Consider the following 20725-nt stretch of genomic DNA (forward strand, 5'->3'; position numbering starts at 1 on the left):
ACTTCCCGCCCCGGATGGGGTGTCAGGAGTCGTCTCGTCATGAGTGAGAACGTCGTCTCGCTGCACAAGAACCCCGACCCGACCCCCGTGACCACGCTTACCGTGGTCCCCGACCCCGCCCCGGCCAAGCCCGTCCCGCTGTGGCTCCGGTCCGGCCGCGCCCTGCGCACGGCCGTCACCCATGACGCCACCCGCACGACCGCCCGCACCGTGGCCCGGCACGGCCTGTACGTGGCGGGCGGCGCCCGGATCGTGGCCAAGCGGGCGTGGGATGGCCGGACGGCCGCCCGCTACGAGCGCTACATGCGTACCGCTGAGGCCGCGGGGAACTTCGAGGCGGCGGCGGAGTGGGAGGAGCGGGGGCAGCGCTTCCGCGACGCCCGCCACCGCCGCCGCCGCATGGACCTCCTCCACTCCCCGCTCGACGCTGCCAAGGGCGCCGCCGTCACCACCGGCATGGGCATCGGCGGCCTGGTCCTGCTCGGCGTCGCCATGGCCGTAGCCACCAAGGACGCGACCGAGGTCGTCACCCCGCTCATGGCGGTCATCAAGTTCATCAACCTGATGGTCACCATCGTCCAAGTCGTGTGGGGACCGGCCGTCTCACTCGCCCCGTTCCTCGCCTTGCTCGCCCTGTGGTCGGTCGGGGCTCACCAGCAGGCCGCCCCGCAGTGGGCGCTCCCGGACCGGGTCCGCAATGGCGAGGGCGAGCCCATCACCCCGTCCATCGTGGTCAAGGCCCTGCGCGACCTCGGCGTCCCCGCGCTGCGCAACGCCATCAAGGAGATGGGCGACGCCGGCGCGTCGATGCTGTCCCCGATCGTGATCGCCGGTTGCGGGGTCGAGGTCGACGTGACCCTCCCCTCGGGTGTGTCCACGATCGAGGTGCAGGGTCGCCGGCGGAAGCTGGCGGAGAACCTGGCCCGCCATGAGCACGAGGTGTTCATCACCATCCCGCAAGCGGCCCGCACCGTGCGGCTGTGGGTGGCCGACTCCGGGGCACTGGACGAGCCGATCGGCCCGTCCCCGCTGGTCACAGACGACACGCTGACCGCCGACTACGCCAAGGGTCGCGCCCCGTGGGGGCAGGACCTGCGCGGGGACGCGGCGGCGCTGAGCCTGTATCAGCGACACCTGCTCATCACTGGTCTGTCGAACCAGGGCAAGACCGTCGCCCTGCGCTCTCTCGCGCTGTGGCTGTCGCTGGACAAGTCGGTGCAGTTCCTCATGGGCGACCTCAAGGGCGTGGGCGACTGGGCCATGTTCGACGGCCTGGCCCAAGTCCTGATCCAGGGGCCGACAGATGAGCACGTGATCCAGGTGACCGAGATGGTCGAGGGCGCGGTCGAGGAGATGAACCGCCGTATCCAGGCCCCGCCCGGCACCACCTTCCCCGCCCTGATCGTGCTGGTCGATGAGGCACAGGTGGCGTTCATGTGCCCGGTCAAGGACGAGGAAGGCCGCTACTACGGCGGCGCCAAGGCCACCTCCCGGTACTTCATGGCCGTCCGGAAGATCCACAACCAGGGGCGGGCCGTCAACGTCCTGATGTGGCAGGGAACCCAGGACCCCACCGACCAGAACCTCCCCAAGCTGGTCCGCGAGGGCGCCCACACCCGCGCCTCCCTCGCACTGGGAACCGAGTCGCAGGCTCGCATGGCGCTGGGAGACAAGGCCGTCGACGGCGGCGCCGCGCCGAACCTGCTGCGGCCCGGTCTGGATCAGGGCACCCTCGTGGTCGCGTCGTCCGGCATCGACATCCCCAAGGGCCAGTCGTCCATCACCGTGCGCACGCACTACGTCGATGACGACGCGGCCGAAGCCATCACCGACCGCGCCAAGGCCCTACGGGACGGCGTCACCACCCTGCACGTGGTCGAGCGCGGCCAGGAGCGTGACCCGCTCGCGGACATCGCCGCCGTCATCGCAGACGCGCCCCGACTGCGGACACAGGACGTGATCAAGCGGCTCTCCGCGCTGGACGGGGACGCGTACGGGGACTGGTCGCCCGGCGACCTCACCCGCGTCCTGGACGGCACCGGAGCTGAGCCGTACAAGTCGGATGGCCGCATGGTCGTGAGCCGTGACCAGATCACTCGCGCCCTCGCCCACCGCGAGGCCAACGATTCCGCTTCCGGCGCCTGACGGCAGGGAGCCCAACCCTCACGGGTCAGGGAGGCAGGGAGAACTCCCTGACCGCCTCCCTGACCCACCTCCCTCGCCCTGAGCTGCACGAATGATCGTTCAGGGAGGCAGGGAGGCCCGCAGGTCAGCACCCCTGAAACCCCCTCCACAGCCACCCCGCAAGGGGGTGGTCCCGCCTCCCTGACCGCACCGGAAGGGATTCCACATGTACCCCCAGAGCACCCCGCGCCTGCCCGCACAGCGGGCCGTCGAGGTCCACCAGCCCACCCCCATCACCCCCGCCGTGGCTGCCCCGGCGCCGGTCGTCCCGGTGCAGCCGACCACGGTCCCCACCGTGGCGAGCGTCGTCCTCCCGGACGGCCGGATCATCACCGGCTACGCCGTCGGCCCCGTCCAACCCGAGCCAGTCACGGCCAAGCCGGCCGTGGCGCGGGCGGCGGTGAACGTCGCCCTCGGGGGCGTCGGATTCCTCGCCGTGTGCGGCGGACTGCTGATGCTCACCACCTTCATCACCGCCCTCACCGCGCTCATCACCCAGCTCGTCACCCTGGCGGTGGTCCTGTTCGGCGGGTTCATCGCCGCGCAGGTACTCACCGCCGGCCGCCGCAGCCGGGGCGGGACCACGGTGAACATCCGCCGGGCCGTGATCAAGCGCAACCACTTCCACCACTAGCGACGCCAAGGGCGACCCCCATTCCGCCAAGAACCCGGGGTCGCCCTTGCCCATCCAGCCCGCTCACAACGAACTGGAGACCTCCAGCATGACCCATCTGCCCGTTGTGCCGCCGGAGGGCGGCAACGTCAGCCTGTGCACCGGCTCCGCCGCCTTGGACCAAGCCGTGGAAGCCGTCACCGGCCTGGCCACGGTTGCGGTCGCCGAACGCGACCCGGCCGCCTCCCGACTGCTGGCCGCCCGGATGCCCCACGCCGTGAACCTCGGGGACATCACCGCCGTGGACTGGCCCGCGCTCGCCGCCGGCATGCCCCGCCCGGCGGCGCTGACCGCCGGTTTCCCCTGCCAGGACATCTCCAACGCCGGACCTCGGGGAGGAATCGCCGGTGACCGCTCGGGACTGTGGAAAACCGTCGCCCACGCCGTTCGCGTACTTCGACCCCGACTCGTCTTCCTGGAAAACGTCGCCGCCATCCGTAGCCGCGGACTCGATGTCGTCGCCGCGGACCTGGCCGCGATCGGGTATGACGCACGCTGGATGTGCCTACGAGCTGGAGACCCCGAAGTCGGAGCCTGCCACCGCCGGGACCGCTGGTTCGCCGTCGCCTATCCCGCTGCTGAAAACCCCCACCTCGCAGCTCGGCAGGAACGGGGGACCGCAGCACCCGGACAAACGCAAAGCCGGGGGCCACGGGCCCACGCTGGAGGACGAAGTGGTGTTCTTGCTGCCCCCGGCGAACCCCTGAGGCTGCTGCCCACCCCGGCCGCCGCCGACGGCACCGGCGGCCCCGGCACCTCCCCCAAGCGGCGGGGCGGGATGAACCTGCGCACCGCCGTCACCCTGCTCCCCACCCCCGCCGCGCGGGACTGGAAGTCCGGCGCCTCCAACCTCCTCGGCGTCAACTCCCGCCCGCTGAACGAGGTCGTGGTCAACCTGCTGCCCACTCCGAAGGCGTCGGACGGCCCGCACGGCGGCCCCAACCAGCGCGACACAGCGGGGAACTACTACCTCCCCGGCCAGGCCGTCCGGCTGGACGACCGGTGGGTGGCGACCAACGGCACCGACTACGGGCCCGCCATCCGCCGCTGGGAGGCGGTACTGGGCCGCCCGGCACCCGAGCCGACCGAGCCGGGCACCAAGGGCAACCACCGCCTGGCCCCGGCCTTCGTGGAATGGATGGTGGGCGCCGACGCCGGATGGGTCACCAGCCCCGACCTCGGCCTCTCCCGCTCCGACCAGCTCAAGATCCTCGGCAACGGCGTCGTCATCCACCAAGCCGCCCGCGCCTACAGCCTGTTGCTCGACCTGGACCAGGCCGCGCCCGGCGACAACGAGGCGGCGGCATGAGCGGCCCCCTCACCGTGGAACTGTCCTGTCTGCCGCTGCTTGCCTCCGCCCTCACCTCGGCAGAACGCGGCTGGCCCGTCATCCCCCTGCACCCGCAGGCGAAGCGGCCGGCCGGGCACCCCGAACGGGCCTGCCCCGGCACCGGACGCTGCGCGGGCGGGCACCGCAAGCCCGAGCAGCGTGCCACCACCAACACCCAGTTGATCCACGCCACGTGGGCGACGCGGCCGTACAACGTCGGGATCGCCACCGGCCCCGCCGGGCTGCTCGTGGTCGACCTGGACGTGCTCAAGCCCGAAGAACGAGAAGGAGCGCCTGACGGCGCAACTTCCCTTGCCGCGCTCTGCGAGCGCACCGGGCAGACCGTCCCCACCACCTACCGGGTGCGGACCGCACGCGGCGGTGAGCACCTGTACTTCACCGCCCCGAGCGGGGTGCGGTTGAAGTGCAGCGCGGGCAGGCTCGGACCGCACATCGATACCCGCGCGTGGGGTGGGTACGTCGTCGCCCCCGGCAGCACCACCCCTGATGGGGCGTACGAGGTCACCGACGATGCCCGCGTTGCCCCGCTCCCGGCATGGCTGGCGACGCTGCTCACCGAGCAGCCCAAGCCCGCCGCGGTGGATCTCGCGCCGGTGCGGGATGGGACGCGGGCCGCGCAGGTGGCGCTGGAACGCGAATGCGCGGTCATCACGGCCGCGGTCGAGGGCGGGCCGCACGGCCGCAACAACACGCTCCACAAGAGCGCCTGCAAGGTGGCCCGGTTCGTCGCGTGGGGCCACCTCCCCCGGCACGTGGCAGAGCAGGCAATCCAGGCGGCGGGGGAGGCTACCGGACTGCCGCCGGCCGAGTGCCGCACCACCATCCGCAGCGCGATCGACTGGGTCACCGCCCACGCCACACCGCGGGAAGCCGCATGACCGGCCCCAAATCCCCCCGCCTGGACTGCCCCACCCCCACCACGACCGGACGGCACGCCGCTCCACAGGCTGTGGACCCGACGGCCGTGGGCGAGCCGAAAGGCGCCGCCCGCAAGGGCGTCGTAACTGCCCTTCGTCCGAAGAAGTTCGCGGCCTCCGACCTGCGCCCAAGCGCCGACCCGACCCCGGATCAGCCCGGACTCCGGATCTTCGCCCCGCCGGTCTACCGCGACCACTGGGACGGCGCCCGCTGGTCCACCCGCGAGGGCGCCGTTCCCAGCGCCGCCTACGCCTGCGCCTGCGGGCAGACCGGGACCGCCAGGGGCGCCCGGCAGGTGGCCGCGCTCGTGGCCGACTACGACGCCCACAAGGCCAACTGCACCGGCACGCCCGCCGCTTCGCCCGAAAGGAGGGCCGCCGCATGACCGCCACCATCGACGGGGCCGCGCTGCTCAACGAGGTGGAAGCCTTCCACCGCCGCTTCAACGTCTTCCCCAGCGAAGCCGCCTACGTGGCCGTCGCCCTGTGGGACGCTCACGCGCACCTGCTCGACTGCTTCGACTCCACCCCCCGCATCGCCTTCCTGTCCCCCGAGCCGGGGTCGGGCAAGACGCGGGCGCTGGAGATCGTGGAAACGCTGGTCCCGCAGCCGATGACGGCCGTCAACGCGTCCGCCGCCGCACTGTTCCGGTCCGTCTCCAGCGGCAACGGCAAGCCGACGATCCTGTTCGATGAGATCGACACCGTCTTCGGCCCCAAGGCCGGGGACAACGAGGAACTGCGCGGGTTCCTGAACGCCGGGCACCGCCGCACCGGAGTCACCTACCGGTGCATCGGGGACGGCGGGCAGCAGACCGTCCAGGCGTTCCCGTCGTACTGCGCGGTCGCGGTCGCCGGGCTCGGCTCGCTGCCGGACACGATCCTGAGCCGGTCGGTCATCATCCGCATGCGCCGCCGCGCACGTAACGAGCAGGTGGAGCCGTTCCGGGCCCGCGTGCACGAAGCCGAGGGGCACAAGCTCCGTGACCGGCTCTCCGCGTGGGCCGAACATGCCCGCGGGTTCGTCATGGGCGCCTGGCCGGACATGCCGGACGGGGTCACCGACCGGCCGGCCGACGTGTGGGAGCCGCTGCTCGCCATCGCGGACGCGGTCGGTGGCACCTGGCCCGAGCGGGCCCGCGCCGCGTGCGTCACGCTCGTGACCGCCTCCCGCGCCAACGACAAGGGCAGCGTCGGCGTCCGGCTGCTCACCGACCTGCGCGACCACGTCATGACCGGCATCGACCGCCTGCCCACCGTCGCCATCCTGGACCGGCTCAACTCCATGGACGACGCCCCCTGGGCCGACATGGGCGGCAAACCGCTCGACAACCGGCGCCTGTCCAAGATGCTCGCGGAGTACATGACGGCCGACAACGAGCCCATCGCCTCCCGCAACATCAAGACCGGAGCAAGCGTCCTCAAGGGCTACTACGCCGCCGATCTGCACGACGCCTGGCAGCGCTATTGCCCCCCACCCCCGGAAAGTCCGCTACCTCCGCTACCGGGCGCCGAAAACCTGGTCTGACCTGCCCCAATGGGGTAGCGGCAAGCCCCGGAGTTTGCCGCTACCCATCCGCTACCGCTACCCCGTCCGCTACCTCCGACAGGCCCTCTGACCTGCACGGTAGCGGCGGTAGCGGAAGTAGCGGACCTCAGAAGTCCCCCCCCTCGGACGGACCGCCCAAGAGGAGACCTTCCGTGAGCATCGCTGCCGTGGACGCCGCACCACTCATTGAGGCCGACGTACCGGCCCCCGTCCTGCTGACCGTCGAAGAGGCTGCCCGCTGCCTCCGCATCGGCCGAACCACCTGCTTCGGCCTCATCCGCACCGGAGAACTGGAGTCCCTGACCATCGGCGGACTCCGCCGCGTCCCCGCCGACGCGCCGGCCGCCTACCTCGCCCGCCGCCGCGCCGAGAAGCCCGCGGCCTGACCTCACCCCTCACCGGGAGCGCCACCCCAACGCCGGGGTGGCGCTCCCGTCGTTTACACCGGTCCGAATAAGGAGTCCGCCCGTGGCGGAAGGCAAGAAGCGCACCCGACAGCCGAACGGCCGAAGCTCGATATACCTCGGCAAGGACGGCAAATGGCACGGCCGCGTGACCGTCGGCGTCCGTGACGATGGCACGCCAGACCGCCGGCACGTCGAACGGAAGACCAGGACCGAGGTCGCGGAGGCTGTCCGCGAGCTGGAGAAGCAGCGCGACGCCAAGACCGTGCGGAAGCCTGGCAAGGCATGGACGGTCAAGGCGTGGCTGACCCACTGGATTGAGAATGTCGCGCCCCTCGCGGTGAACGACAACACGATGGTGGGGTACGGCGTGGCCGTGCGGAAGCACCTCATCCCCGGCTTGGGCGCTCACCGTCTCGACAGGCTGGGGCCTGAGCACATTGAGGTGTTCTACGCCAAGATGCAGGCCAATGGCAGCCAGCCCGCGACCGCTCACCAGGTGCACCGGACTTTCCGGGCCGCGCTCAACGAGGCCGTACGGCGGGGCCATCTCGGCAAGAATCCGGTGCTGTTGGCCAAGGCGCCGAAGACGGGGGAACACGAGGTAGAGCCCTACACCGTCCAAGAGGTGCAGCGTTTGCTGAAGGCCGCTGGCCAGCACCGCAACTCCGCACGGTGGGCTGTTGCCCTGGCGCTCGGTCTGCGTCAGGGGGAGGTGCTGGGGTTGCAGTGGGTGGACGTTGACCTTGATGGTGGGTTCCTCATGGTCCGCCGTAGCCGCCATCGGCCGCAGTACGCCCACGGGTGCACTGAGCCGTGTGGGCGCAAGGCCGCCGGGTACTGCCCGCAGAAGCGACGGACCAACCCGGAGCTGACCGCCACCAAGTCGCGCGCCGGCCGCCGCGCGGTTGGTCTTCCCGAACAGCTCGTCGCCCTGCTCCGGGCTCACCTCACGGCGCAGGAGGTGGAGAAGGAGGCGGCCGGTAAGCGATGGGAGGAGAACGACCTAGTGTTCCCGGACGAGCACGGCCGTAGCCCGTCCCACCGCCGGGACTGGTCTGAATGGAAGGCACTTCTGGCAGAGGCCCACGTGCGAGACGGGCGACTGCACGACGCCCGGCACACAGCCGCGACAGTTCTTCTCATCCTGGGAGTACCTGAGCGTGCTGTCATGGGGCTCATGGGATGGTCAACCACCGCCATGGCAGCGCGGTATCAGCACATGGTTGATGCGGTGCGGGCTGACGTAGCAAGGCAAGTGGACGGACTGATCTGGTCCACCCCAGCACGTCGTTTGCCGAGCGGCGAGTAGCCGATGTGCGCGGGGGTGGGCTGCCGGAAGGGCCACCCCCGCAAGCGCCTTGTCGGATGTGCGCCAAAGCGCTCGACAGCGCCCCGCTCACTGCCAGAATGTCTCCATGGCTGATCGCGTTCTTCGTTCCAGGTTTTTGCACCGCCGAGCGCGGCGAATCGGCGCTAACTACGCCGCGTCCATCTTGGCTGAAATCTCCGATGCGGGTATCGCGCAGCCAGATCGGCGAATAAGGATTGCGGAACGGTGGGCGTTTTCCTTCCTGGTCGCTGGGACACTTCGCTTGTTGATTGCAGCGGCTCTTATCTTGTACGGATTTGGCCCTGGTTATCAACCCATTCTCAAGGGCTACTATGAGGCGGTGATAGGCTTCAATGAGGGCTTTGGGGGTGCCAGGCAACGGGTGCAGGAAGTTAGCTTCTCGGAGTGGTACAACCTTGTTGCTGGTTCGTCTGTGCTCTTATTTCTAATGTTCGCGATTGTCTACGCTGCTAGACCAATGGCGGTGTTGGGTCTCATGCTCGCCGATAGGAACACGGAAGCCAACATGCACAAGGTCAGCCTGTTTGTGCTTGAAAGGCGTTTGAGGGCAGCGCTCATCCTGTATGGCCACGCAGCTCAATGTGGGCGTTCTTTGTCGGCGAGGGGATTGCTGCGGGATTCGATGGCCAATTCGGCTCGCGAGATATCGCAGGCTGAACGCCTGGTGCTTCGCGCTTGGAAGACTTCAAGGGCGGGGCGGTTCAAGCCTAGCCGCCGCCGCAGGTCTGAATTGAAGAATCACGCAGGAAGGGTGGTGTCGGTCATGCGCACTGCTGCCGCACGAGTTGATGCGGACCCTGACGAGGGTATGCGGGAGCTCGGGATTCTTTTGGTTCGAATAGGGGATCGGCTCGCCGAGGGTCGTGCAGGAGCATTGCTGGACGAGTCTGAGCTGCAAGGTCACGACGCAGTGCGTGACCGGGAGGTACTGAGAACGTTGGTCGCGGCGCTGACAGTCGCAGCCGCTGCCGTGGGCATCGCGCTCTTGCACCTGCCAGAACAGGTTGCCGGCCCTCTTACTACCGTTGCTGGGGTCGTGGTGCTGGTGACTCTGTTCAGGGGGGCAGCCAAGGGCGTCGAGACGGTGTCGCTTCTGCTTGGGTCCAAGTAGGCAGGGAAGCCGTGGCGCGGACCAACTGAGACGGCAACTGAGACGGACGGTAGTCGGGCGGCAACCCTCCAGGGGCGCCGCCCTTTCGTTCTACCTGGTCACGCATCGGAGGCCGTGGCGGGAATCGAACCCGCGTAACTCGCTTTGCAGGCGAGTCCCTGAGCCACTCGGGCACACGGCCGTGTGTCGTGGAATGAACGTAGGGCGGGGTGGGGGAGGGGGGCAAGGGTGGGCGAGGGGGTGCAATGTGACTGCCATGTGGTGTTCACAGGGGGTGGGGGCCTACGGCGAAGGTCGTAGGGACGGTGGGGCTTCGGACAGGGGTCAACCTGGGCTATGGGCCTTACGCTGGCCCTTATGGCCACCCTCGATTCTTCCGACAGTGTTGTCGCCGGTATAGGTCGTCACGAGGACGAGGACGAGGGCGGGGTGTTGGGGCGGGCGCATCGGGCGCTCAGTGTGGGGATCGTGTCCGTCGTGCTGCTGATCGCCTTCGAGGCGACTGCCATCGGGACCGTGATGCCGGTCGCGGCGCGGGAGCTGGACGGGGTCTCGTTGTACGCGTTCGCGTTCTCCGGGTACTTCACCACCAGCCTCACCGGGATGGTGCTCGCCGGGCAGTGGGCGGACCGGCGGGGGCCGCTCGCCGCGCTGGCCACCGGGATCGGGGCCTTCGCGGGCGGGCTCGTGGTGTCCGGGACGGCGCAGGTGATGTGGGTGTTCATCCTGGGGCGGGCGGTTCAGGGGTTCGGCGGCGGGCTGGTGATCGTCGCCGTGTACGTGGTCGTCGGCCGGGCCTACCCCGAACGGCTGCGGCCCGCGATCATGGCGGGCTTCGCCGCCGCGTGGGTCGTGCCGTCCATCGTCGGACCGCTCGCCTCCGGTGCCGTCGCGGAACACCTCGGCTGGCGGTGGGTGTTCCTCGGCATCCCGCTGCTCGTACTGCTTCCGCTGGGCCTGGCCCTGCCGCAGATCCGGCGCCGGGCGGGCGGACCCGTGGACCGCGACGCCGGCACCCCCGCCTTCGACCGGCGCCGCATCCGGCTGGCGCTCACCGTCTCGCTGGGCGCCGGGCTGGTGCAGTACGCGGCGCAGGATCTACGGCCGCTCTCCCTGGTGCCCGGCATCCTCGGCGCCGCCCTGCTGGTGCCCGCCGTGCTGCGGCTGCTGCCGAGAGGTACGTACCGGGCGGCGCGCGGACTGCCCTCCGTCGTGCTGCTGCGCGGGCTGTCGGCGGGGTCGTTCGTCGCGGCGGAGTCCTTCGTACCGCTGATGCTCGTCACCCAGCGGGGACTGTCGCCGACGCTCGCCGGGTTCTCGCTGGCCGCGGGCGGGCTGACGTGGGCGGCGGCGTCGTGGGTGCAGTCGCGGGACCGGATGGAGCCGTACCGGGAGCGGCTGATGACCTTCGGGATGGTGCTGGTGGCCGCCGCCATCGCCACCGCACCCGCCGTGCTCGTACCCGCCGTGCCGGTGTGGACCGTCGCGGTCGCGTGGGGGTTCGGCTGCTTCGGGATGGGCCTGGTGATCTCCTCCACCAGCGTCCTCCTGCTCAAGCTCTCCGCCCCCTCCGAGGCCGGGGCCAACTCCGCCGCCCTCCAGATCTCCGACGCCCTCTCCAACGTCGTCCTCCTCGCAGCGGCGGGCGCGGCCTTCGCGGCCCTGGGCTCCACGGGCGCCGACGCCTTCGCCGCGGTCTTCCTGCCCATGGCGGCGGTGGCGGTGGTGGGGGCATGGGTGACGACGCGGCTGCGGGCCTCGGCGGAGTAAGTGGTACCACTTCGACCCCACCTGGTGGTACCGTTTTGGTATGGCTATGAACCTGCGTCTCCGTGACGACCAGACGGAAGCCCTGAAGCTGCGCGCGGAAGAGGAGGGGGTCAGCATGCACGCCATACTCCTGCGGGCCGTGGACGACTACCTGGCGCGGACGGCACACGAGGCGCTGGTCCGCAGGGCGGCGAAGGAGCAGACCGCCAAGTGGGCCGAGCTGCTGGAGCGGCTCAAGTGACGTGCATCTACCTGTCCGCCGAGGACGTCCTGTCCATCGCCGGGCACGCCGTCGACGACCAGGACGTCGTCGTGCGGGACGTGGGACTGCTGGAGTCCGCCGTGCACCGGCCCTCGGCCTCGATGTTCGGGCAGGAGGCGTACACGGACCTGTTCGACAAGGCGGCTGCACTCCTCCAGTCCTTGGCGGTCAACCGCCCCTTCGTCGACGGGAACAAGCGCACGGCCTGGGTGTCCTGCATGGTCTTCCTGGCCATGAACGGCCGACAGTTGCGGGCGGACATCGACGCCGGTGAGCGGCTCGTGATCGCTGTGGCGACCGGGAGCGTGGACGAGATCAAGGCCATCTCGGAGGCGCTGCGCGACTTGGCGGAACCCGCGGTGTGACCTCAGTCCCACCCGCCCCGTCCCCCGCCCCGTCCGAGCACGGCGGAGCCGGTGGCGCCGGTAGGGTGGCCCGGTTGTCATACGTAGCCGAGTTGCCCTACGCCCCCACCCCCGGAGACCGTGACTACCACCGCCGCTTCCGCCTCGAACCATCTGTCCCCCGCCTTTCCCGGCCGGGCCCCCTGGGGCACCGCCAGCAAGCTGCGTGCCTGGCAGCAGCGGGCGATGGACAAGTACATCCAGGAGCAGCCGCGTGACTTCCTCGCCGTCGCCACCCCCGGCGCCGGCAAGACGACCTTCGCGCTGACGCTGGCCTCCTGGCTGCTGCACCACCACGTCGTGCAGCAGGTGACCGTCGTCGCGCCGACCGAGCACCTGAAGAAGCAGTGGGCGGAGGCCGCCGCGCGGATAGGGATCAAGCTCGACCCGGAGTACAGCGCGGGCCCGGTCGGTAAGGACTACCACGGGGTCGCGGTCACCTACGCCGGTGTCGGCGTACGCCCGATGCTGCACCGCAACCGCTCCGAGCAGCGCAAGACGCTGGTGATCCTGGACGAGATCCACCACGCCGGTGACTCCAAGTCCTGGGGCGAGGCGTGCCTGGAGGCGTTCGAGCCCGCGACCCGGCGCCTGGCGCTGACCGGTACGCCGTTCCGCTCGGACACCAACCCCATCCCCTTCGTCACGTACGAGGAGGGCAACGACGGCATCCGGCGCTCCGCCGCCGACTACACCTACGGCTACGGCAACGCGCTCGCCGACCACGTCGTCCGCCCCGTCATCTTCCTCAGCTACAGCGGCCAGATGCGCTGGCGCACCAAGGCGGGCGACGAGATCGCCGCCCGGCTCGGCGAGCCGATGACCAAGGACGCGGTCAGCCAGGCGTGGCGCACCGCGCTCGATCCGCGCGGCGAGTGGATGCCGAGCGTGCTGCGCGCCGCCGACCAGCGGCTCACCGAGGTCCGCAAGGCCATCCCGGACGCCGGCGCCCTCGTCATCGCCTCCGACCAGGAATCCGCCCGCGCCTACGCCAAGCTGATCCGCGAGCTGACCGGCACCAAGGCCACCCTCGTCCTCTCCGACGACGCGGGCGCCTCCAAGCGCATCGACGACTTCAGCGCGAGCAACGACCGCTGGATGGTCGCCGTCCGCATGGTGTCCGAGGGCGTCGACGTGCCCCGGCTCGCCGTCGGCGTGTACGCCACCACCATCTCCACCCCGCTGTTCTTCGCCCAGGCCGTCGGCCGTTTCGTACGGTCCCGGCGGCGTGGCGAGACCGCGTCCGTGTTCCTGCCGACCGTCCCCGACCTGCTGACCTTCGCCAACGAGATGGAGAAGGAGCGGGACCACGCCCTCGACAAGCCGAAGAAGCAAGGCGAGGAGGACCCGTACGCCGAGTCCGAGAAGGAGATGGACGAGGCGAACAAGCAGCAGGACGAGGACACCGGCGAGCAGGAGCAGTTCTCCTTCGAGGCACTGGAGTCCGAGGCCGTCTTCGACCGCGTCCTCTACGACGGCGCCGAGTTCGGCATGCAGGCCCACCCCGGCAGCGAGGAGGAGCAGGACTACCTCGGCATCCCCGGACTGCTGGAGCCCGAGCAGGTGCAGTTGCTGCTGCAGAAGCGGCAGGCCCGGCAGATCGCGCACAGCAGGAAGCGGCCGGACACCGAGGCCGACCTGCTGGAGCTGCCCGCCGAACGGCGCCCCGTCGTCAGCCACAAGGAGATGATGGAGCTGCGCAAGCAGCTCAACACCATGGTCAGCGCCTACGTCCACCAGAGCGGCAAGCCGCACGGGGTGATCCACACCGAGCTGCGCCGGGTCTGCGGCGGCCCGGCGAGCGCGGAGGCGACCGCCGGCCAGCTCAAGCAGCGCATCGCGAAGATGGGGGAGTGGGCGACCCGGATGCGCTGAAACGTGCGCCGGGCGTATGCGGACGAACACTGGCAGGCCGGAAGCGGCCTTGACCGGATTCTGGACCGAGTCTTCCGCTGAGCGGACCGGCTCGCTACTGTCCCGCTACGCACACGCCCCGTGGCAGCGCCGCCGCGGAGCGCAGCCGTGAAGCGACGGGCCCGTCAGCCGCCGGGCCGTCCTGCCGATCGGCGGCCTCTGATACGCGTCGCCGACGGGGCTCGGTGACGCGCGCCGCTCGGAGGGCGCCGACCTCACCGCAGAAGGAGGGGGCGTCGTGACCGCGGAGACCTCCCAGACGCTCGACCGGGGACTGCGCGTCCTCAAGCTGCTCGCCGACACGGACCACGGCCTGACCGTCACCGAGCTGTCCGGCAAGCTCGGGGTGAACCGGACGGTGGTGTACCGGTTGCTGGCCACGCTGGAGCAGCACGCGCTCGTCCGCCGCGACCTCGGCGGCCGCGCCCGCGTCGGGCTGGGCGTACTGCGGCTCGGCCGTCAGGTGCATCCGCTGGTACGGGAGGCGGCGCTGCCCGCGCTGCGCTCGCTGGCCGAGGACATCGGCGCCACGGCCCATCTGACCCTGGTCGACGGTACGGAGGCGCTCGCCGTCGCCGTGGTCGAGCCGACCTGGACGGACTACCACGTCGCCTACCGCGCGGGCTTCCGCCACCCCCTGGAACGCGGCGCCGCCGGCAAGGCCATCCTCTCCGCCCGCCACTCCCCGAACCCCGACCCCGGCTACACCCTCACCCATGGCGAACTCGAAGCCGGCGCGAGCGGCGCCGCGGCCCCCCTCCTGGGCGTCACCGGCGTCGAGGGCAGCGTGGGAGTCGTCATGCTGACCGACGCGGTCCCGGAGCGGGTGGGCCACCGCGTGATGGAAGCGGCGCGGGAGGTCGCGGACGCACTGAGGTAGGTCTGACGGGCAGGGTGCCGGGGTTGGAGCCGGAGCGCGCGTGACTGGGCCTCGCCGGACGGGAACCTGCCGGGTGGGGCTGCCGCCGCAATCGGCGGCCGGCGCCCGGCCGGCGTGGGACCGGCGCTTGCCGGCGCAGTCGCACACGTCTGTGCCGCCACGCGGCTGCCGTGAGGGGCCGGCCGCCCACCGCCCGCCCTCCGGGCCATGCGGCGCCGTCCCGGCCGACCCGGGAGGGGCCTCACCGCCGCCGAGCCCCGGCCACGCGGTCTCCGCCAAGTCCTGCCGACCTCGTCCCGCCCCCCGGTCGGAGACCCATCGCACGTTAGATTTACTCCGTGCTCTCACGTCTCTCGCGTTCCCGGATCATCGCCCTGTGCTCTCTGCCTGTCGTGGGGCTGGTGGCCGTCGCGGTGTTCGCGCCGTTGCCGTTCTCGGTGGCCCAGCCGGGGATGACGGCGAACGTGCTGGGGAAGAACGACGGGACGCCGGTGATCACGGTGGCGGGCGCGCCGACGCGGAAGACGTCGGGCGAGCTGCGTATGACGACCATCGAGGCGACCTCACCGGGTACGCGGGTGTCGCTCGGGCAGGTGATCGACAACTGGTTCCGCACCGACCGCGCGGTGATGCCGTACGACGCGGTGTACCCGACCGGGGACACCATCAAGGAGATCGAGAAGCACAACACGGCCCAGATGCGGCAGTCGCAGAACGCGGCGACCACCGCGGCGCTGGACCACCTGCGCAAGGACCCCGACGACGTGAAGGTCACCCTGCGCCTCGCCGACGTCGGCGGCCCCAGCGCGGGCCTGCTGTTCAGCCTGGGCATCATCGACAAGCTGGACGGCGACGGCAGCGGCGGCGACCTCACCGGCGGCCGCACCATCGCCGGTACCGGCACGATCGACGCGGACGGCAAGGTCGGCGCGGTCGGCGGGGTGGCCCTGAAGACACAGGCCGCCCGGCGCGACGGCGCCACCGTCTTCCTGGTGCCGAAGGCCGAGTGCGCCGACGCCCACACCAACCTGCCCAAGGGCCTGCGCCTGGTCCCGGTCACGAATCTCGACGGCGCCGTGGACTCCCTGGTCGCCCTGGAGAAGGGCACCGGCAAGATCCCCAGCTGCTAGGTCCTCTCTGACAGTTCGCGTCAGACAGGACCTAGTCGAGCGCTTCCCCCGCCGCCTGCTCCACCAGCGGGATGATCCGCAGCGGCACCGGGTTCTCCATCACGATCGCCGTGGAGGCCCGCACGATGCCGTCGAAGCCGACCACCCGGTCGATGACCCGCTGCAGATCGGCGTTGGAGCGGGCCACCAGCCGGCACAGCATGTCCCCGGTACCGGTCGTGGTGAGCAGTTCCAGCACCTCCGGCACCCCGTCCAGGTACGCCCGTACGTCCGCCCCCTGCCCCTGCCGGATCTGCAGCGTGGCGAACGCGGTCACCGGATAGCCGAGCGCCGAGGGGTCCACCTGCGGCCCGAACCCCCGGATCACCCCGCGCGAGCGCAGCCGGTCGAGCCGCGCCTGGGCGGTGCCGCGCGCCACCCCCAGCCGCCGGGACATCTCCAGCACCCCGATCCGCGGCTCCTCGGCCAGCAGCACGATGATCTGCCCGTCCAGATGATCGATCGCCACGACGTCCTCCCCGGATGGTCATCCTGTACAGAAAGCCCGCCGGTACCGCCGTAAGGCTGAACAGAGTGACCAGCGAATACGCGAACTATTGCGCACCTTGCAGAGCGGGGCCACCCTTCGAGCATGACGCAGACCACTCAGCACACTCCCGACACCGCCCGGCAGGCCGACCCCTTCCCGGTCAAGGGAATGGACGCGGTCGTCTTCGCCGTGGGCAACGCCAAGCAGGCCGCGCACTACTACTCCAGCGCCTTCGGCATGCGCCTGGTCGCCTACTCCGGCCCGGAGAACGGCAGCCGCGAGACGGCGAGCTACGTCCTGGAGAACGGCGCCGCCCGGTTCGTGTTCACCTCGGTGATCCGCCCCGCCACCCCCTGGGGCGAGTTCCTCGACCGGCACGTCAGCCAGCACGGCGACGGCGTGGTGGACCTCGCCATCGAAGTCCCGGACGCCCGCGCCGCGTTCGCCTACGCCGTCGAGCACGGCGCCCGCCCCCTCACCGAGCCGTACGAGGTGAAGGACGAGCACGGCACCGTCGTGCTGGCCGCCATCGCCACCTACGGCGAGACCCGGCACACCCTGGTGGAGCGCTCCGGCTACGACGGCCCGTACCTCCCCGGTTTCGTCGCGGCCGACCCGATCGTCGAGCCGCCCGCCCGCCGCACCTTCCAGGCCATCGACCACTGCGTGGGCAACGTCGAACTCGGCAAGATGGACGAGTGGGTGGCGTTCTACAACAACGTCCTCGGCTTCACGAACATGAAGGAGTTCGTGGGCGACGACATCGCCACCGAGTACAGCGCGCTGATGTCGAAGGTCGTCGCGGACGGCACCCTGAAGGTGAAGTTCCCGCTCAACGAGCCCGCCGTCGCCAAGAAGAAGTCCCAGATCGACGAGTACCTGGAGTTCTACGGCGGCCCCGGCGTCCAGCACATCGCGCTGGCCACCAACGACATCGTGCAGACGGTACGCACCATGCGCGCGGCCGGCGTCCAGTTCCTCGACACCCCGGACTCCTACTACGACACCCTCGGCGAGTGGGTCGGCGACACCCGCGTGCCGATCGAGACGCTGCGCGAGATGAAGATCCTCGCCGACCGTGACGAGGACGGCTATCTGCTGCAGATCTTCACCAAGCCGGTCCAGGACCGGCCGACGGTGTTCTTCGAACTCATCGAGCGCCACGGCTCGATGGGCTTCGGCAAGGGCAACTTCAAGGCTCTCTTCGAGGCCATCGAGCGGGAGCAGGAGAAGCGGGGCAACCTGTAACCCGGCTGCTCACAGACTGAGTCGGGGGCGCGAGGAGCGGTCGCGCCCCCGACTCACAGCACGTCGGCGGGCAGTGGCCCCTCGCTCCTCTCACCCATGTCCTGCAGCGCCGCCCGCGCCTCGGGCGCCCACAGCGGCGAGAACGCCGGGTTCACCATCAGCGCGTCCTCCAACTGCAACCGGGCGGAGCCGTACCGCTCCAGCTTGTACTCGATCATGCCCCGGTGGAAAGCGTGCAGCGCGCTGCGCACCCCGCCGCCCTTGGTCCTGTCGGTCGCGGCGGTGGCGTATTTCAGCGCCTCCTTGTCCGCGCCCGCCCGGTGCAGCGCCCAGCCCAGCGCGTCGGCCACCTCGGTGCCGGGATGTTGCCTGTACTCCGCGCGCAGCCGGGTCACCGCCTCCTGCGGGTCGCCGTGGTCGGCCTCCAGCCGGCCGAGCAGCAGCTCCTCGTCGACGCCGTCGGAGGCCGACTTCTCCGCCCGCTTCCGCACCAGCGCGTACTGCGCCTCGGCGTCCCGGGTGCGGTGCAGCGACTCGTACAACTCGCCCAGCTCCAGCGTGACTTCCGCGTCCGGCCGCTTCGCGAGGGCCTCGCGGTACGCGGTGAGCGCGTCGGCGGTACGGCCCCGGGCGGCGAGGGCGCGGGCCTTGCCGGGGCCCGCCGTCACCTCGGCCGGGTCCAGGCGAAGGGCCTCCGTGAACTGTTCGAGAGCGTCCGTGAGGTCGCCGCGCTCCCAGGCCAACTGGCCGACCCCGGCGCGGTAGGCCGCCTGCTCGGCGGGTGTACCGGCGGCCGCCGCCGCGTCCGTGAGCTGGGCCATCGCGTCCTCGCGCCAGCCCCGGTCCCGGTACACGGCCGACGCCCGCGCCATCACGGCCGGGCGGTCCGCGGGGGCGGTGCGCAGCGCCATCAGCTTGTCCAGGGTGTTCCGGGCGGCGGTGTAGTCACCGAGCCCGTTGTACGCGTCGATCAGCGGGGGGTACGCCGACCAGCGTTTCGGGGTCAGCTTCAGCGCCTGCTCCCCGTACCGCTTGGCCGCCGCGAAGTCCCGGCGGGCGTTGGCCAGCGCGGTCATCCCGGCCAGCGCCTCGGTGTTCTTCGTGGCGAGCGCCTTCAGCGAGGTGCCGAGCGCGCGCTCGGCGCGCGGGAGGTCGGCCGCGTCGGCGGTGCGGTTCGCCCGGGCCACGTAGGCCAGGCCGAGCACCGCCCAGGCGCGGGCGTCGGCGGGGCGGGCCCGTACCGCGCTCTCCTGCCGGGTGATCAGCTCCGTCAGGTCGGGCAGCGCCGCCGGGACGCCGGTGGTGACCGCCGTCAGTGCCCGCGCCTGCGGTCCGGGCGCGGGTGCCGGGGGCCGGTGGGGGGCCCGCTGCTGCGCCTCGCGCGGCAGCAGTGTCAGCGCCACGCCCGCCGCGGCCCCGGCCGCCGCCACGGTGAGCAGCGTGCGGCGCAGCCATCGCCGGGGGCGGCGCGGAGGGGGCTCGGCCACCAGGGACGTACCGGGCCGCGCATCACCATGCTGTCTCTTCGCCATGCCGTTCACTGTGCGTCAATATGACGAGCACATCCGGGTGGCCCAAGGGCGGCGCGTGCGGGGTTCACACCGATGGCCCCGAGTGACACGCTGTGATCATGAGCCGTATCGAAGCACCCCGTCACGGCGACACCGCGCCCGCCGAGAACCTCATCGAAGCGCTGCTGGCGGGGCTGCCCGCCGGGGCCGTGCTCACCGATCCCGACGTCACCGCCTCCTACGCGCACGACATGGCGAGCTTCTGCCCGGCCGGGGCCCCCGCCGCCGTGGTCCTGCCACGCACCGTCGAGCAGGTCCAGCACGTGCTGCGCACGGCCACCGCGCTGCGCGTGCCGGTCGTCCCGCAGGGTGCCCGCACCGGGCTGTCCGGCGCTGCCAACGCCTCCGAGGGCTGCATCGTGCTGTCCCTCACCAAGATGGACCGCATCCTGGAGATCAGCCCCGTCGACCGGATCGCCGTCGTCGAACCGGGCGTGGTCAACGCCGTGCTCTCCCGCGCGGTGGAGGAGCACGGGCTGTACTACCCGCCGGACCCGTCGAGCTGGGAGACCTGCACCATCGGCGGCAACATCGGCACCGCCTCCGGCGGCCTGTGCTGCGTCAAGTACGGGGTGACGGCCGAGTACGTCCTCGGGCTGGACGTCGTCCTCGCCGACGGCCGTCTGATGTCCACCGGCCGCCGCACCGCGAAGGGCGTCGCCGGGTACGACCTGACCCGGCTGTTCGTCGGCTCCGAGGGCTCGCTCGGCATCGTGGTCCGCGCCGTGCTCGGGCTCCGGCCCAAGCCGCCCCGGCAACTGGTGCTTGCCGCCGAGTTCGCCACCGCCGCCGAGGCGTGCGACGCGGTGTGCTCGATCATGGCCGGCGGGCATGTGCCCTCGCTGCTGGAGATGATGGACCGCACCACCGTCAAGGCCGTCAACGACTTCGCCCGGATGGGTCTGCCGGAGTCCACCGAGGCGCTGCTGCTGGCCGCCTTCGACACCCCGGAGCCCGCCGCCGACCTGGCCGCCGTCGGCGCCCTGTGCGAGGCGGCCGGGGCCACCGGGGTGGTCGTCGCCGACGACGCCGCCGAGTCCGAACTCCTGCTCCAGGCACGGCGGATGTCGCTCGTCGCGCTGGAGGCGGTCAAGGGCACCACGATGATCGACGACGTGTGCGTGCCGCGCTCGAAGCTGGGCGCGATGCTGGAGGGCGTGGAGCGGATCGCCGCCAAGTACGACCTGACCATCGGCCTGTGCGCGCACGCCGGGGACGGCAACACCCACCCCACGGTCTGCTTCGACGCCCTGGACGAGGACGAGTCCCGCCGCGCCCGCGAGTCCTTCGACGAGATCATGGCCCTCGGCCTCGAACTCGGCGGCACCATCACCGGCGAGCACGGGGTGGGCGTGCTGAAGAAGGAGTGGCTGGCGCGCGAACTCGGGCCCGTGGGGATGGAGATGCAGCGGGCCGTGAAGGACGTCTTCGACCCGCTCGGCATCCTCAACCCCGGCAAGCTCTTCTGAGCCGG

19 protein-coding genes and 1 tRNA gene are annotated in these 20725 nt (G+C 71.0%); 17 read left to right on the top strand and 3 right to left on the bottom strand.

All coding sequences use genetic code 11. The features are described 5' to 3' along the window. Window positions 1-39: 39 nt before the first annotated feature. From E5082_RS25605 to E5082_RS25645, 9 genes are all read left to right on the top strand, one after another. Complete coding sequence (locus tag E5082_RS25605) at window positions 40-2145, top strand: FtsK/SpoIIIE domain-containing protein (protein WP_135793617.1); 2106 nt, start codon at window positions 40-42, stop codon at window positions 2143-2145. A gap of 205 nt (window positions 2146-2350) precedes the next feature. Beyond that, a complete protein-coding gene (locus E5082_RS25610) occupies window positions 2351-2818 on the top strand; it encodes a hypothetical protein (protein WP_135793618.1) in 468 nt (155 codons plus the stop codon). Between the two features lie 88 nt (window positions 2819-2906). Next, window positions 2907-4166, top strand: a complete 1260-nt coding sequence (locus E5082_RS25615) for a DNA cytosine methyltransferase (RefSeq protein WP_135793619.1) — start codon at window positions 2907-2909, stop codon at window positions 4164-4166. Next, complete coding sequence (locus tag E5082_RS25620; RefSeq protein ID WP_135793620.1) at window positions 4163-5086, top strand: bifunctional DNA primase/polymerase; 924 nt, start codon at window positions 4163-4165, stop codon at window positions 5084-5086. Before E5082_RS25615 ends, E5082_RS25620 begins: the two co-directional genes overlap by 4 nt. After that, entirely contained in the window at window positions 5083-5511 is a 429-nt protein-coding gene (locus tag E5082_RS25625; RefSeq protein WP_229918969.1) for a hypothetical protein, read from the top strand. Before E5082_RS25620 ends, E5082_RS25625 begins: the two co-directional genes overlap by 4 nt. Further along, window positions 5508-6653, top strand: a complete 1146-nt coding sequence (locus E5082_RS25630) for a DUF3631 domain-containing protein (protein WP_135793621.1) — start codon at window positions 5508-5510, stop codon at window positions 6651-6653. Before E5082_RS25625 ends, E5082_RS25630 begins: the two co-directional genes overlap by 4 nt. A 173-nt stretch (window positions 6654-6826) precedes the next feature. Then, complete coding sequence (locus tag E5082_RS25635) at window positions 6827-7060, top strand: helix-turn-helix domain-containing protein (protein ID WP_135793622.1); 234 nt, start codon at window positions 6827-6829, stop codon at window positions 7058-7060. 82 nt (window positions 7061-7142) lie between these two features. Further along, window positions 7143-8390 carry a tyrosine-type recombinase/integrase gene (locus E5082_RS25640; protein ID WP_135793623.1) on the top strand — a complete coding sequence of 416 codons (1248 nt, stop codon included), beginning with the start codon at window positions 7143-7145 and terminating at the stop codon, window positions 8388-8390. A gap of 106 nt (window positions 8391-8496) precedes the next feature. Continuing rightward, on the top strand, window positions 8497-9543 hold the full coding sequence (locus E5082_RS25645; protein ID WP_135793624.1) for a hypothetical protein: 1047 nt from the start codon (window positions 8497-8499) through the stop codon (window positions 9541-9543). Between the two features lie 109 nt (window positions 9544-9652). Here the strand turns inward: E5082_RS25645 and E5082_RS25650 are convergent. Then, window positions 9653-9724 (bottom strand) — tRNA-Cys (locus E5082_RS25650). A 176-nt stretch (window positions 9725-9900) separates the two neighbouring features. Between E5082_RS25650 and E5082_RS25655 the strand changes: the two genes are divergently transcribed. The 6 genes from E5082_RS25655 to E5082_RS25680 all read left to right on the top strand — a co-directional run bounded on the left by E5082_RS25655 (window position 9901) and on the right by E5082_RS25680 (window position 15903). Continuing rightward, window positions 9901-11313, top strand: a complete 1413-nt coding sequence (locus tag E5082_RS25655) for an MFS transporter (RefSeq protein ID WP_244321627.1) — start codon at window positions 9901-9903, stop codon at window positions 11311-11313. Between the two features lie 40 nt (window positions 11314-11353). Further along, window positions 11354-11554: a ribbon-helix-helix protein, CopG family gene (locus E5082_RS25660; RefSeq protein WP_135793626.1), complete on the top strand. Its 201-nt coding sequence runs from the start codon at window positions 11354-11356 to the stop codon at window positions 11552-11554. After that, the gene (locus E5082_RS25665) at window positions 11551-11940 is read left to right on the top strand and encodes a type II toxin-antitoxin system death-on-curing family toxin (protein ID WP_135793627.1); all 390 of its coding nucleotides are present in this window, start codon (window positions 11551-11553) and stop codon (window positions 11938-11940) included. The genes E5082_RS25660 and E5082_RS25665 overlap by 4 nt, the downstream gene beginning before the upstream one ends. A gap of 120 nt (window positions 11941-12060) precedes the next feature. Continuing rightward, on the top strand, window positions 12061-13854 hold the full coding sequence (locus tag E5082_RS25670; protein WP_135793628.1) for a DEAD/DEAH box helicase: 1794 nt from the start codon (window positions 12061-12063) through the stop codon (window positions 13852-13854). A gap of 277 nt (window positions 13855-14131) precedes the next feature. Further along, on the top strand, window positions 14132-14773 hold the full coding sequence (locus E5082_RS25675) for an IclR family transcriptional regulator (protein ID WP_135793629.1): 642 nt from the start codon (window positions 14132-14134) through the stop codon (window positions 14771-14773). A 338-nt stretch (window positions 14774-15111) separates the two neighbouring features. Further along, on the top strand, window positions 15112-15903 hold the full coding sequence (locus E5082_RS25680) for a S16 family serine protease (protein WP_135793630.1): 792 nt from the start codon (window positions 15112-15114) through the stop codon (window positions 15901-15903). Window positions 15904-15934: 31 nt separating this feature from the next. On the opposite strand, the gene E5082_RS25685 is transcribed toward E5082_RS25680, so the two are convergent. Next, entirely contained in the window at window positions 15935-16411 is a 477-nt protein-coding gene (locus E5082_RS25685) for an Lrp/AsnC family transcriptional regulator (protein WP_086695861.1), read from the bottom strand. Window positions 16412-16534: 123 nt separating this feature from the next. Between E5082_RS25685 and hppD the strand changes: the two genes are divergently transcribed. Beyond that, on the top strand, window positions 16535-17680 hold the full coding sequence (gene hppD / locus E5082_RS25690; RefSeq protein WP_135793631.1) for a 4-hydroxyphenylpyruvate dioxygenase: 1146 nt from the start codon (window positions 16535-16537) through the stop codon (window positions 17678-17680). Window positions 17681-17733: 53 nt separating this feature from the next. On the opposite strand, the gene E5082_RS25695 is transcribed toward hppD, so the two are convergent. Continuing rightward, window positions 17734-19212, bottom strand: a complete 1479-nt coding sequence (locus E5082_RS25695) for a tetratricopeptide repeat protein (protein WP_135793632.1) — start codon at window positions 19210-19212, stop codon at window positions 17734-17736. Between the two features lie 92 nt (window positions 19213-19304). On the opposite strand from E5082_RS25695, the gene E5082_RS25700 reads away from it, so the two are divergent. Next, window positions 19305-20720: an FAD-binding oxidoreductase gene (locus E5082_RS25700; protein ID WP_135793633.1), complete on the top strand. Its 1416-nt coding sequence runs from the start codon at window positions 19305-19307 to the stop codon at window positions 20718-20720. Window positions 20721-20725 lie beyond the last annotated feature (5 nt).

The organism is Streptomyces griseoluteus (assembly GCF_004784465.1).
In the GTDB taxonomy this organism is placed as follows: Bacteria; Actinomycetota; Actinomycetes; order Streptomycetales; family Streptomycetaceae; genus Streptomyces; species Streptomyces griseoluteus.

Coding starts and splice junctions, on each gene's coding strand:
- E5082_RS25605 (WP_135793617.1), top strand. CDS start 40: ATGAGTGAGAACGTCGTCTCGCTGCACAAGAACCCCGACCCGACCCCC.
- E5082_RS25625 (WP_229918969.1), top strand. CDS start 5,083: ATGACCGGCCCCAAATCCCCCCGCCTGGACTGCCCCACCCCCACCACG.
- E5082_RS25615 (WP_135793619.1), top strand. CDS start 2,907: ATGACCCATCTGCCCGTTGTGCCGCCGGAGGGCGGCAACGTCAGCCTG.
- E5082_RS25610 (WP_135793618.1), top strand. CDS start 2,351: ATGTACCCCCAGAGCACCCCGCGCCTGCCCGCACAGCGGGCCGTCGAG.
- E5082_RS25630 (WP_135793621.1), top strand. CDS start 5,508: ATGACCGCCACCATCGACGGGGCCGCGCTGCTCAACGAGGTGGAAGCC.
- hppD (WP_135793631.1), top strand. CDS start 16,535: ATGACGCAGACCACTCAGCACACTCCCGACACCGCCCGGCAGGCCGAC.
- E5082_RS25695 (WP_135793632.1), bottom strand. CDS start 19,212: ATGGCGAAGAGACAGCATGGTGATGCGCGGCCCGGTACGTCCCTGGTG.
- E5082_RS25645 (WP_135793624.1), top strand. CDS start 8,497: ATGGCTGATCGCGTTCTTCGTTCCAGGTTTTTGCACCGCCGAGCGCGG.
- E5082_RS25660 (WP_135793626.1), top strand. CDS start 11,354: ATGGCTATGAACCTGCGTCTCCGTGACGACCAGACGGAAGCCCTGAAG.
- E5082_RS25655 (WP_244321627.1), top strand. CDS start 9,901: ATGGCCACCCTCGATTCTTCCGACAGTGTTGTCGCCGGTATAGGTCGT.
- E5082_RS25620 (WP_135793620.1), top strand. CDS start 4,163: ATGAGCGGCCCCCTCACCGTGGAACTGTCCTGTCTGCCGCTGCTTGCC.